The sequence below is a fragment of the Undibacterium sp. JH2W genome, from assembly GCF_049340425.1.
Taxonomy (GTDB): domain Bacteria; phylum Pseudomonadota; class Gammaproteobacteria; order Burkholderiales; family Burkholderiaceae_D; genus Undibacterium.
In genome coordinates this window covers 1-12,272 of the sequence record NZ_JBMPOT010000025.1, presented here as the reverse complement: position 1 = coordinate 12,272, position 12,272 = coordinate 1, and the positions used below count along the sequence as shown (strand labels likewise).

The 12,272-nt window shown below is 51.3% G+C and carries 11 protein-coding genes and 1 other RNA gene; 10 read left to right on the top strand and 2 right to left on the bottom strand.

Annotation, left to right across the window (positions count from 1 at the left end):
- The first annotated feature begins 1 nt into the window (after window position 1).
- Both ACO0LC_RS26265 and ACO0LC_RS26260 read left to right on the top strand, forming a co-directional pair.
- A complete protein-coding gene (locus tag ACO0LC_RS26265) occupies window positions 2–265 on the top strand; it encodes a DUF2249 domain-containing protein (RefSeq protein WP_162040408.1) in 264 nt (87 codons plus the stop codon).
- A gap of 50 nt (window positions 266–315) precedes the next feature.
- Window positions 316–654 (top strand): cupin domain-containing protein, encoded by a 339-nt coding sequence (locus ACO0LC_RS26260; protein ID WP_423008741.1) that lies wholly within the window; start codon window positions 316–318, stop codon window positions 652–654.
- 68 nt (window positions 655–722) lie between these two features.
- Here the strand turns inward: ACO0LC_RS26260 and rho are convergent, their stop codons facing one another.
- On the bottom strand, window positions 723–1,985 hold the full coding sequence (gene rho, locus ACO0LC_RS26255; RefSeq protein ID WP_110257254.1) for a transcription termination factor Rho: 1,263 nt from the start codon (window positions 1,983–1,985) through the stop codon (window positions 723–725).
- A gap of 242 nt (window positions 1,986–2,227) precedes the next feature.
- Complete coding sequence (gene trxA, locus ACO0LC_RS26250) at window positions 2,228–2,554, bottom strand: thioredoxin TrxA (RefSeq protein ID WP_423008739.1); 327 nt, start codon at window positions 2,552–2,554, stop codon at window positions 2,228–2,230.
- Between the two features lie 277 nt (window positions 2,555–2,831).
- On the opposite strand from trxA, the gene ACO0LC_RS26245 reads away from it, so the two are divergent.
- The 8 genes from ACO0LC_RS26245 to ACO0LC_RS26210 all read left to right on the top strand — a co-directional run bounded on the left by ACO0LC_RS26245 (window position 2,832) and on the right by ACO0LC_RS26210 (window position 11,867).
- Complete coding sequence (locus ACO0LC_RS26245; protein WP_423008737.1) at window positions 2,832–5,582, top strand: PD-(D/E)XK nuclease family protein; 2,751 nt, start codon at window positions 2,832–2,834, stop codon at window positions 5,580–5,582.
- Window positions 5,582–8,884, top strand: a complete 3,303-nt coding sequence (locus ACO0LC_RS26240) for a UvrD-helicase domain-containing protein (RefSeq protein ID WP_423008735.1) — start codon at window positions 5,582–5,584, stop codon at window positions 8,882–8,884. Before ACO0LC_RS26245 ends, ACO0LC_RS26240 begins: the two co-directional genes overlap by 1 nt.
- 60 nt (window positions 8,885–8,944) lie before the next feature.
- On the top strand, window positions 8,945–9,163 hold the full coding sequence (locus tag ACO0LC_RS26235) for a DUF904 domain-containing protein (protein ID WP_423008733.1): 219 nt from the start codon (window positions 8,945–8,947) through the stop codon (window positions 9,161–9,163).
- Window positions 9,164–9,174: 11 nt separating this feature from the next.
- Window positions 9,175–9,486: a cell division protein ZapA gene (locus ACO0LC_RS26230; RefSeq protein ID WP_423008814.1), complete on the top strand. Its 312-nt coding sequence runs from the start codon at window positions 9,175–9,177 to the stop codon at window positions 9,484–9,486.
- A 67-nt stretch (window positions 9,487–9,553) separates the two neighbouring features.
- Window positions 9,554–9,734, top strand: a non-coding RNA gene (gene ssrS / locus ACO0LC_RS26225) — 6S RNA.
- Window positions 9,735–9,860: 126 nt separating this feature from the next.
- Window positions 9,861–10,316 (top strand): EVE domain-containing protein, encoded by a 456-nt coding sequence (locus ACO0LC_RS26220; RefSeq protein ID WP_423008731.1) that lies wholly within the window; start codon window positions 9,861–9,863, stop codon window positions 10,314–10,316.
- 2 nt (window positions 10,317–10,318) lie between these two features.
- Window positions 10,319–11,314, top strand: coding sequence for a DNA-binding protein YbiB (gene ybiB / locus ACO0LC_RS26215; protein WP_423008729.1), 996 nt, complete (start codon window positions 10,319–10,321; stop codon window positions 11,312–11,314).
- Between the two features lie 19 nt (window positions 11,315–11,333).
- Complete coding sequence (locus tag ACO0LC_RS26210; RefSeq protein ID WP_423008727.1) at window positions 11,334–11,867, top strand: hypothetical protein; 534 nt, start codon at window positions 11,334–11,336, stop codon at window positions 11,865–11,867.
- The last annotated feature ends 405 nt before the right edge of the window (window positions 11,868–12,272 follow it).

Below are 12,272 nucleotides of genomic sequence, written 5' to 3'. Positions count from 1 at the left end.
CATGGCTCATGATTGTTCCATTCCCGTTTTGGCCGATGGCGTATATGAATTTGATGCACGCGGCGTTGCCAAGCGTTTTCGCCATGCTGCGATCTTTGGCGCCTTGTCAGCATTAAGGCCGGGAGAAACCATGCGTTTTTGTAATGACCATAATCCCTTACCCTTGCTCGCTCAGATCGCACAACACTTTGGCACGGGTGTAAAAGTGGCCTATGTTTCGCAAGAGCCAGGTGAAATCATTATTGATTTTCATGTGGCAACATAATTCTGCGCTACTCAAGCCGTCAGGCCTGGTTGCACTAAAGGAGAGATAACATGGCCACGCCCCATTTGCGTTCAGGAGAAATGGCTAATTTGTTGTTGCCGGAGGCACAATTGCTGAAAGTGCCAGCGCACGCCTTGTTTAAAGACGAGCATCTGGAAGTCATACGCATGCATCTGGTGCAGGGCAGGAGCTTGCCTTCACATCATGTTCAGGGCCCCATCACCATACAATGCCTGAGTGGTGAGGTACAAATCGAACTGCAGGCTGGGCCGATGATCATGCATGCAGGCGATCTACTGTATCTGGAGGCTGGTTTGCCGCATGCTGTAACGGCGGTCAGCGATACTTCATTTTTGGTGACGATAGTATTGTTGAAAGCCGCGAGCTAGCAAACCAATGAACAAAAAAAAGCCGTCACAAAAGTGACGGCTTTTTAGCCTGAAAACAGGAGGGGAGTTTAACCGCCTCTGCGCATCATTTCAAAAAACTCTGCGTTGTTTTTCGTGGCTTTCATCTTGTCGAGGATGAACTCCATTGCTTCGATTTCGTCCATGCTATACAGCAACTTGCGCAAAATCCAGATCTTTTGCAGCTGATCCGGTTTGATCAGCAATTCTTCACGACGGGTGCCGGATTTATTCAGGTTGATGGCTGGGTAGACGCGTTTTTCAGCAAGGCGGCGTTCCAGATGAACTTCCATATTGCCCGTGCCTTTGAACTCTTCGTAGATCACATCATCCATACGGCTGCCGGTTTCGATCAGGGCAGTTGCGATGATGGTCAGTGAGCCGCCCTCTTCTACATTACGTGCTGCGCCGAAAAAGCGTTTTGGACGTTGCAGTGCGTTTGCATCCACACCACCAGTCAAGACCTTGCCAGAAGCAGGGATGACAGTATTGTAGGCACGTGCCAGACGGGTGATGGAATCCAGCAGGATGACCACGTCTTTTTTCATTTCGACGAGGCGCTTGGCTTTTTCCAGCACCATTTCAGCAACTTGTACGTGACGGGTAGCTGGTTCATCGAAAGTCGATGCGACCACTTCACCGCGTACCGAACGCTGCATCTCGGTCACTTCTTCCGGACGTTCATCGATCAGCAAAACGATCAAAGTAACGTCAGGGTGATTGGTGGTAATCGCGTGTGCTACGTGTTGCAGCATGACGGACTTACCGGATTTTGGTGACGCTACCAGCAAACCGCGTTGGCCACGACCGATAGGGGCGATCATGTCGATGATACGGCCTGTGGTATTTTCTTCGCCGCGCATTTCGCGTTCGAGTGTCAATACCTTGTTCGGGTGCAGCGGCGTCAGATTTTCAAACAGGATGCGGTGCTTGGAGGCTTCTGGCGATTCGCCATTGACCTTGTCCACCTTCACCAATGCAAAATAACGTTCACCGTCTTTTGGCGTGCGCACTTCACCTTCGATGGAATCGCCAGTATGCAGATTGAAACGGCGGATTTGTGAAGGAGAAATATAGATGTCATCAGTCGAGGCCATGTAGCTGGCATCTGGTGAGCGCAGGAAGCCAAAGCCGTCAGGCAGGACTTCAAGGGCGCCATCGCCAAAAATTTGTTCGCCTGATTTTGCACGTTTTTTAAGGATCGCGAACATCAATTCCTGCTTGCGCATACGCGCAGCATTATCAATATCGAGTCCTATGGCCATTTCCAATAAAGCGGATACGTGTAAGGCCTTTAGTTCAGATAGATGCATGGTGAGTGTCCCGGGATGGGATTATGGGGTGGGGGAGTGAGCAGAGGAACTACGGATTAAACAGGATAGAAAGAATTTCTGTCTTGGTTTTCGTTTTAATTAATATTATTCAATATTGGTCTGAGTGCTTGCCTTGCTTATGGGAATCAATTCTCCGTCAGCTCAGGTCGCCTGTCTCCTGATTTAAAGCTGCAAACAATTTTGTTGTTTGCAGCTTTAAAGTTTCAGACCGCAATAATACCTTAAATATTACTGTCAATGAAAGAGGTTAATTGGCCTTTTGCCAATGCACCTACTTTTTGTGCTGCGGCAGCACCGTCTTTGAACAAGATCAGGGTAGGAATGCCACGGATACCAAACTTGGCAGGAATTGCCTGGTTTGCATCTACATCCATCTTGGCGATGACGATCTTGCCATTGTATTCTTTGGCAACTTCTTCCAGGATAGGGGCGATCATTTTGCAAGGACCACACCATTCAGCCCAAAAATCGACCAATACTGGTACGTTAGATTTCAATACGTCTGCTTCGAATGAAGCATCGCTTACATATTTGATGTTTTCGCTCATGGAATCCTCAACGAGAGGGAAAAATTAAGGGGTAACAGCGCCACTGAATGTCGGAATTTTTGGACAGCGCCGCATTCTGATTTGAATCTGGGGGTGATAGTCACGAATTCAATGGTGTTGAATAGTGCTGCACCGTGACTAAAGCAAAATGAGTCAGGCGTGGTTAGCTATGCGGTAGATAATAACCTATTTTTTAGAAAAGTGTCATGCTTGAGCCTAAAATGGCAGGGCCGTCGCATAGTATACTTGCTCTACCGGCAAAACCACCACTTTCTCCATGCTACATAATCCCCAACTGATACCCGCTGGCCCTCTATTCTGGCAACAGGCTGCCCAGGCTTTTTTGCGCGCGGCCAGGGAGCAAGGCTGGGGACGTCAACAAGAGCGTGATTTTTCTGCTGTGAGGGTCATCGTACCAACATATCAGCATGCCCACCTCTTACTAAGAGCACTGGGAACGGTATTGCAGGGCAATTTCATCCCGCCGCGCATACAAACCCTGTTTGCCTTGCTGGAAATGCAGGTGCCGGATATTGCGCTGCAAAATAGCACGGGAGGGGATGCGAGCGAAAGACTGATGGGGCTGTATGCAGAATTGCGCCAGCACCCCTGGTTAAAGAAATTATTTGGTGCGCGTCGCAATACAGATTTATTGCCGCTGGCGCAAACCCTGTTGATGCTGTCCGATGAGCTGACTGCGGTCTTATTGCCCACCGTAGGCAAAGACAAAAGCAAGCTGGAAAAAGACTGGCAAGCGGCGCTGGCACAACTGCCCGCGCCTGCACAAGCCTTATTGTCAGAAGAAACGCAATTGGTATGGTCAGTCTGGCAGAGCCAGCTTGATGGTAATGACCCGCAGGTAAAACGCTATGCGCAATTGCTGCAAATTGCCGCACAGGCCAGCGAGCCTTTGCTGTGGATAGCCCCCACCTTGCCCAATCCCATGGAAAACGCTTTTTTGCAAGCCTGGGCCAAAAAACAAAGCGTGTTGCAAATCAGCCTGGACTGGCGCGCGCATACCTTGCCGCAGCCTTATTACCATGCCTGGCCGGGTTTGCAGGATACCGGCAGCCAGCATCAGCAAGCCCTGACTGAGTATGTAGACACCTCCCACATACGCCTGTGCCGCGCCACTTCGCTGGAAGATGAGGCCGTGCAGGGTGCGCAAACCATCATCAACTGGCTGCAGGCAGGCAAGCAAAGCGTGGCCGTAGTCGCGCAAGACCGCGTCGTCTCCCGTCGCATACGCGCCTTGCTGGAACGCGCGCAGATCATGGTGGCCGATGAAACCGGCTGGAAGCTGTCCACCACCCGTGCTGCGGCAGCTATTGCCGCCTGGCTGGAAGTGGTGACCACGCGGGCAGATACCATGGCCTTGCTGGATTTTTTGAAGTCACCTTATCTGCAGTGGAAAGACCCGGATAATACTGAGCCTGAGCAGGATGCCATCGCCGCTAAGGCCGACCTGGTCATGCGCATAGAACTGGTCTTGCGCCGCGCCAATGTGCTGGGCGGCTGGGAATCTGTCCTGGCTGCACTGGATGCGGGCAAGGATACAGGGCCAGCCAGCCGCTGGATCAGGTCCATGTCCCGGCAGGCGGGCAATTTCAGTGGCAGGCGCAGCTTGTCTGAATGGAGTGCACTGAGCCTGCAGGTGTTCTTTGATCTCTCCATGTTCAATGCCTTCCAGGCAGACCCGGCTGGCGCACAAATCATACAATTGCTACAGAAATTGCAGCTCGCCTGCCAGGATTTGAAAACCCCATTCACCTTTGCTGAATGGCGTGCCCTGATAAATCTGCAACTGGAAAGCACGGCATTTGTGTTCGCACATACTGACAAGCGCGTGGTCATGTTGCCGCTGAATGGTGCGCGTTTGCGTCCCTTTGATGCAGTGTTACTGGTGGGGGCGGATGCTTCCCACCTGCCATCGCAAGCCAGCGAGATTTTGTTTTTTGCCAATGCAGTCAGGCGTGAATGTGGGCTGGAAACCCGCGAGTCGCGCCAGCAACAGCAATTGCGTGACTTTGCCGAGCTATTGCTGAGTAATGCGGACATTGTTCTATCCTGGCAGGGCAGCCTGAATGGTGAACATAATCCCGTCAGCCCCTGGCTGGAACAACTGGGACTGACACTGGAGCGTACCCAGCAAGGCGTGCTGGATAGCCACCCCCTGGATTTGCCAGTCAGGACCTTGCAAGTCAGTACTCAACACATGCCCGCGCCCTCTGCGGCTGCGCTGTTGCCAGCGACTTTATCTGCCAGTGCCTACACCAGTCTGGTGGTGTGTCCTTATCAGTTTTTTGCCGGGCGCATGCTGGGTTTGAGTGCGCTTGATGAACTGTCTGACATGCCGGAAAAGCGCGACTATGGTGACTGGTTGCATGCCATCCTCAAGCGTTACCATGAGGAGTTGAAGCTAGCGCAAGCCACGCAACCTGGTGTAGATAAAGAAGCCTTGTTGCGCAGCATATCCGCTGATTTTTTTGCTGATGTCTTGCAAAAAAGCCCGGCGGCACTAGCTTATAGCGTGCGCTGGGATAAAGTCATCCCCGCCTATTTCGCCTGGATGCAGGCACATGAAGAAGCTGGCTGGCAGTTTGACATGGGTGAAATCAAGAATGAAAAGACGCTGGAATGGCAAGGCGGCCAGATCATGCTCAAAGGTCGCATAGACCGCATAGACAGAAATATGAATGGTGAAGTGGCAGTACTCGATTACAAGACTAAAAACCTGATAGATCTGCGCCGAAGGCTGAAGGAAGGTGAAGATCATCAATTGCCATTTTATGGCTTGCTGACGGATTTACCTGTCAGCTCAGGCAATTATGTGGCACTGGAACTCAGCCAGGGCAAGGCTGGTGATGTCGCTGCCGACGATTTTGAACGCTGGGTTTCTGAACTGGCACTGGCGATTAAAACCAGCATGTTCGCGATACAGAAAGGTGCAAGCTTGCCAGCCCATGGGGTAGAAGCAAATTGCCAGTATTGTGAAATGCGTGGGCTATGCCGCAAGGGGGCATGGTGATGAACGAATCTCCTCAATACTCACAGGCTTATGAAGTCAATGGCCAGGCTGTCAGCCATGCCCACTTTACGGCAACTGCCTGTGACCCGCGTCATAGCGTCGTCGTCGAAGCTTGTGCCGGTAGCGGCAAGACCTGGCTGCTGGTATCACGCATGTTGCGCCTATTGCTGGCCGGGGCAGAACCGGCTGAATTATTGGCGATTACCTTTACTCGCAAGGCTGCGCAGGAAATGCGCGAACGTCTCATGGATTTGCTGCATGAACTGGCACTGGCAGATATCGCCCATGTGCGGCAATTGCTGACTGAGCGCGGCATAGCCGAGGCTGATTTACAGAACGTCATACCGCTGGCACGCGGCCTGTATGAAAAGGTCTTGTCCAGCCCGCAGTCGCTATCACTGGATACCTTCCATAGCTGGTTTGGCCGACTGATACAACTGGCACCGCTGGCATCTGGCGTGCCACATGGCTTTACGCTAGTCGAGGCCAGTGGCGATATACAGCGCGAAGCCTATGGCCAGCTCATGCAGATGCTGGCGCAGGAAGAGCATGCAGAGATCAAGGAGGCACTGCTATTCCTGTATCAGGAAATTGGTGACTTCAATGCCCGTGAAATGCTGGAAGCCTTCCTCGATAAGCGGGCAGAATGGTGGGCCAGTAACCAGCAAATCGAACTGGGTGGCCCGCTGGACTGGTTACGTGATTTATGCGGCGCAGACCTGTACCAGGATGCGCGCCTCAGCATTTGGGATGATGCCCAGCTATACCAGCGCATTGCCCATATGGCCCTGGTATTGGGCCAGGGTTCAAAGAATAACCAGACCAATGCCAGCAAGATAGAGCAGGGTTTGACGGATGGCCCCAGCCTGGACGCTTTTGCCATGATTTGTGATGGCTTCATCAATGGTCAGGGTAATATTCGCTCGCACAATGTCAAGGTCAAGGCCCTGGTCGCATCCATAGAAAAACACCTGGGCCTGGACCAGATCAATGCCTTTGAAGATGAATGTGTAGCGATAGTGCAGGCGCTGCTTCAACTGCAAAAACGCAGCGCTGAAAAAATGGTCATGCAAGTCAATGAAGCCCTGTTCTCGGTTGGCACGGCTTATCTTGAATGCTATCAAAGCCTCAAGGCTGACCAGCGGGTATTTGATTTTGCTGATCTCGAATGGCAGGCATATAGACTGCTCAGCAATGAAGAATATGCAGCCTATCTGCATAGCCGCCTTGATGCGCGTTACAAGCATATTTTGCTGGATGAATTCCAGGATACCAATCCCCTGCAATGGGGCATAGTGCAAGCCTGGCTGGAAGCCTATGGGGATGATGGTGCCAAGCCCAGCGTGTTTGTGGTGGGCGACCCAAAGCAATCTATTTATCGTTTTCGCCGTGCTGAACCGAGAGTGTTTACTGCTGCACAAAACATGCTGGCAGCGCAGGGTGCACGGGTTTTACGTACCAACCAGACACGCAGGAATGCACCAGCGATTGTTGATGTACTCAATGTCAGCATGCACGGCAACCCGCTGTTTCATGCGCAGACTACGGCTTCTGACGCAGAGGGCGCAGTCTGGCGTTTGCCATTGATAGGTACGGTCGTGTCCGGCGATACTGAAGAGATTAGTGAGGAGGAAGTTGCGCCTTCACGCTTTCCCCTGCGCAATTCACTGACGACTCCGCTGGAAGAAGCAGAAAACCAGCAGCGCTATGAAGAAGGCAAGCAAGTCGCGCAAGCCTTATTGGGCATACGTGCCGGGCAGGGCGCAGATAGCTGGCACTGGAGTGATGTGATGTTGCTGGTCAAGCGCCGCACCCATTTGTCCGCCTATGAAAAAGCCTTGCGCGAAGCAGGCATCCCCTTTGTCTCCAGCCGCCGTGGTGGCTTGCTGGATGCACTGGAAGTGCTGGACTTGATCGCGCTATTAAATTTCCTGATGACGCCGGGTGACAACCGCGCGCTGGCGCATGTCTTGAAATCACCCATCATGGCAGCCAGTGATGAGGACTTGATTGCGCTGGCCATGCGCGATGAAGCGACTTGGTGGAAGCGCCTGCAAGCCTTGGAGGGTGGGTCTTATCCAGTTTTGCAACGAGCCGCCAGCTTGCTGCAGAAATGGATGGAGGCATCTTATTATTTACCCGTGCATGATTTGCTGGACCGCATCCTGCATCAGGGCGAGGTCTTGCAACACTATGCGCAAATATCTTCAGTCGCACAGCGTGGCCAGGTCGTGGGCAATATCCATAGTTTTACTGAGCTGGCTTTGAGCCTGGATGCCGGGCGTTACCCCAGCTTGCCAAAATTCATCGCTGCGCTGAGTGCCTTGCGTCGTGGCGGCGATAGTGATGCCCCAGACGAATCTGCTGTCGATAGTGCGGCGGACGCTGTGCGTATTCTTACCATTCATAGCGCCAAGGGGCTGGAAGCAAAGATAGTCGTCATGCTCGACGCGAATCATAGTGAATCGATGAAAGACAGAATAGGTGTACTGTGCCAGTGGCCTTTGCAGGCAGGTGAAGAGCGACATTTTTCTGTCTTTGGTAAAAAAGACCAGCGCGGCGCTGCTCGTGATCGGTTTTTTGCACAGGAAGAAGCACAGGCGACGCAAGAAAACTGGAATCTCTTATATGTTGCCATCACCCGTGCCAAGCAGGTATTGATACTCAGCGGCGTACAGAATGCAAAAAAACAGCCTGTCCCCAGCTGGTATGGATATCTGGATCATGTAGAGGAAAAATTGTCGCTTGCTGCCAGCTTTGCGCCGGAAGCAGGGGAAACCAAGGAGTTTAGTCTGGCGGTGTTTGAGCCGCCAGCCATGCCTGTTGAGCAGCCTATCGTGGAAGAAAGCAGCGATGAGCAAATAGAAGGTATAGCCCTGCACACCTTGATGGAGCGTTTAAGCAATAACGCAAAGACCTGGCCTGTTACCGTCCCGGATGCAGAAATCATCGCTGCCTGGTTGCCCTGTTCCAGCACCGTCGCAGCGGTCATACGCAAACAAGCTGAGTGTATATTCAGTAATTCTGCAATGCAAAAATTCTATGACCCTGCCGCCTATATATATGCGCGCAATGAAATGGATGTGCTGGTAGAGCAAAAATTATTTCGCCTGGACAGGGTTGTGGTTTTTTCGCATGAAGTCTGGATATTGGACTACAAGCGCCAGCTGTTACCTCATCAGGAAGCGGGCTATCGCCAGCAGTTGCTAGCTTATGCGGATGCTTTACATCAGGTATTTTCTGATAAAACTGTCCATGCTGCACTTATTTTGAGCAATGGCAGCCTGATAGACCTGCTCTGAGAGAAAATTTGCTCGTATAATTAAAGACTGAGTTGTATCCCCCCCTTAAACTGAGACATGATGATTTCCGAATTCGAATTGCTAGCTGAAAAAGTAATGCAGCTTTCAGTGCTGGCACATAGCCTGCGCACTGAAAATGCCAGATTACGTAACGATGTAACGTCCATGATGACGAAAAATACAGACTTGCAACAGCGCATGCAGCAAGCACATGATCGCGTCTCCGCCTTGCTGGCCCAATTGCCTGCAGAAGTATTGAACGACAAGGAAGCGGCATGAGCGAAGCAAAAGTGATACAGGTCGATGTCAATATCATGGGCCAAAGTTATAAGCTTAGTTGCAAAGAAGGTGAAGACCGCGCTTTGCGTGAGGCTGCCGCCTATCTTGATGGCAAAATGTCGGCCATACGGGACGCAGCCAAAGTCAAAGGCACGGACAGGATCGCCGTCATGGCTGCGCTGAGCATGACAACAGAGTTGCTGGCAACCAAGTCACCGGAAGGTCCTTTATCCGGTTTGTCACTAGCAGAAGTCAAGCAAAAAATCCAGGATATGCATGACACCATGGATGAGGCGTTGACGCCGCAAGAAAAACTATTTTGATCTGCAATCTTATTATTTAATTTAATCAAAATAGCTAGCGAACTCAGGGCATTTCGAGGTACACTTTAGATCCCTGCCGTGTTCGCCAATGCCATATATTCCTTGAACCATTTTAGTGCATAGGCTGTGGAACATTATTCGATAGGTGTGAGCGTCGCTAGTCCGATGAACCCGAAATTGAATTGACCGTGGCCAACTTGAACCGCTCAGGTTCAGGATGCCGGCATAGCGGCATCGGTGGGGACTTATTCTGGACGGCTGTCATGTTTATGACAGCCGTTTTTTTATGCCTCGCCCATCTGTCTGCTTGTATTGATAATGCCGTCATTAAGTAAATGTGCGACAATTTCCTTTTGACTTTGCAGGTGTTCAACATGGCCTATTGGTTGATGAAGTCTGAGCCGGATGAAATTAGCATTGATGACGTCCTGGCTTTGCCCAGCATCCCCTGGTTTGGCGTACGCAATTATCAGGCGCGCAATTTCATGCGCGATGGCATGAAGGTCGGCGATGGCGTCCTGTTCTACCATTCCAGTTGTCCCGAGCCTGGCATTGCCGGTCTGGCCGAAGTAGTAAGCACACCTTATCCTGATCACACCCAGTTTGAGAAAGACAGCAAATACTTTGACCCCAAGGCGACCCAGGAAACTCCACGCTGGATGATGGTGGATGTCCAGGCCAAACGCAAAACCCGCTTATTGAGTCTGGCAGAAATAAGGACTTATCCCGAACTTGCTGATATGACTGTATTGCAAAAAGGTAGCCGGCTGTCTATCACGCCAGTGAAGCCAGATGAATGGCGTTTTATCCAGAAACTGCTAAAGGCTTAAGTTTGAAATTCTCCCCATTTACAATAAATCCTGCTACTGACTTTACTGAGTCTTTAGCCGCCGCCAAATTCATCAAGGAAATAGGGCGCGGCAAAGATGGTGCGCGCAGCATGACGCAGGCCGATGCGGCGACACTGTATACAGCCATGCTGGCCGGACGGGTCTCGGACCTTGAGCTCGGCGGTATCTTGCTGTCCATGCGTATCAAAGGCGAATCCATAGAAGAAATCTCAGGCTTTATGGAGGCAGCACAGCCGTATATTTTGCCACTGCAAGTGCCAGTTGATGGCCTGTATGCACCGGTGGTCATTCCCACTTATAACGGTGCCCGCAAGAAGGCTAATCTGACACCCTTGCTGGCCTTGCTGTTGGCAAGGCGTGGCGTGCCTGTACTGGTACATGGTGTACGCACAGATGCGGGTCGTGTCGCCACGGCTGAGATATTCCAGGCCCTGGGTTTGCCATTGGTAACTAGCGCAGAACAGGTGCTGGAGCAGATGCAGCAACAGCAGCCATCCTTTATTTCGATAGATGCCTTATCGCCAGCAATGGCTCATTTACTGAGCCTGCGCCGTATTTTGGGTGTGCGCAATTCCACCCATACCCTGGTCAAACTCTTGCAACCTTTCGCCGTGCCTGCCTTGCGTCTGAGTTCTTATACCCACCCAGAATATCTGTTGATGCTGCAAGACTATTTTGCCCGTTGCGCACCGTCTGAGGCTGGAGATGTGTTCCTCATGCGCGGCACGGAAGGGGAGGCTGTTGCCAGTACTGGCCGTGCCCAGCAGATAGACTGGTTCCATGCCGGACAGGGTACTACCCTGGTGCCTGCACAGCAAGAGCCTTTGGCTGAAGTGCCAGCGGTCCCTGACAGTATAGATGCAGCTACGACCGCTCAATGGATACGCTCGGTACTGGCTGGTGATATTGCTGTACCTGAAAATATTGCTGCACAAGTTGAGCATTGTGTCAGCATTGCCCGGCGTTTGCGGCAATAAGCCTAAGGCTATATCCATCATGGAAACCGATCTGGCAGAAAGCAATCACAGTGTGTGCGAAGACCCGCGTTTGCATAAGGTATTGCATTTTCTTGACAGTATCGGCATCACTGTCATTGAACGTGAACTGACACATGCTACTTTTTTGCCTGGACTTGATCTCGGGCCTGGTTGTATATATGTCGATTACGGCAAACTCAAATATCCCGGCGACATGGTGCATGAAGCAGGGCATCTGGCGGTAACGCCATCTGCGAATCGTGCGCTTATAGGTAGTGAACAGCAGGATAAGGACTGGCCACCACAAGGTGAAGAAATTGCTGCCATTCTGTGGTCACTGGCCGTGGCCAGGGAACTCGATTTGCCGCTGGATTTTGTATTTCATGCTAATGGATATAAAGACGATGCCAACTGGTTGATAGAGACTTTTGAATCGGGTAATTTTATAGGTCTACCATTTCTGGAATGGGCGGGTTTGAGTTTGGGGCCTGTGCGAGCGGAGAAAGAGGGTAAGCCAGCGTTTCCGAAGATGTTGAGGTGGATGCGGGAGTAGCATGGGGTTTATTTTGCTGTGTCCGGTGAAATTGAGCATCAAAGTCATAGTCCGTGATCTTATGTTGGGGGACTTCACAGAATTAGATGGCTAGTAAATCTGGAGCAATCTCATTATTCGTCATTCCTGCGCAGGCAGGAATCTAGTGGCGTTCGTAGAATGCCGTGAAGCTTTTGAGGTCTGACTTTTTCGATTTTACGCTTAGACTTTCAAATACCTGTGCGCGCAATTTGAGATTGAAGGCCGGTGGTAGACCGGCAGCTACGCCCTTTTCTTGCTCGCTGTATAGAACAGGGACATAGGTTACAGGTGTATTGAGACATAGGTAACACATTTAAACGGATTTCTTTTGCGTTCGCAAATCAATTTGCAGGATTTTTTGACGGCAATAAAACACATCAAAAA

Bases quoted from the DNA above. Each gene is read 5' to 3' on its own strand.
- ACO0LC_RS26265 (WP_162040408.1), top strand. From the start codon at position 2: ATGGCTCATGATTGTTCCATTCCCGTTTTGGCCGATGGCGTATATGAA.
- ACO0LC_RS26260 (WP_423008741.1), top strand. From the start codon at position 316: ATGGCCACGCCCCATTTGCGTTCAGGAGAAATGGCTAATTTGTTGTTG.
- rho (WP_110257254.1), bottom strand. From the start codon at position 1,985: ATGCATCTATCTGAACTAAAGGCCTTACACGTATCCGCTTTATTGGAA.
- trxA (WP_423008739.1), bottom strand. From the start codon at position 2,554: ATGAGCGAAAACATCAAATATGTAAGCGATGCTTCATTCGAAGCAGAC.
- ACO0LC_RS26245 (WP_423008737.1), top strand. From the start codon at position 2,832: ATGCTACATAATCCCCAACTGATACCCGCTGGCCCTCTATTCTGGCAA.
- ACO0LC_RS26240 (WP_423008735.1), top strand. From the start codon at position 5,582: ATGAACGAATCTCCTCAATACTCACAGGCTTATGAAGTCAATGGCCAG.
- ACO0LC_RS26235 (WP_423008733.1), top strand. From the start codon at position 8,945: ATGATTTCCGAATTCGAATTGCTAGCTGAAAAAGTAATGCAGCTTTCA.
- ACO0LC_RS26220 (WP_423008731.1), top strand. From the start codon at position 9,861: ATGGCCTATTGGTTGATGAAGTCTGAGCCGGATGAAATTAGCATTGAT.
- ACO0LC_RS26210 (WP_423008727.1), top strand. From the start codon at position 11,334: ATGGAAACCGATCTGGCAGAAAGCAATCACAGTGTGTGCGAAGACCCG.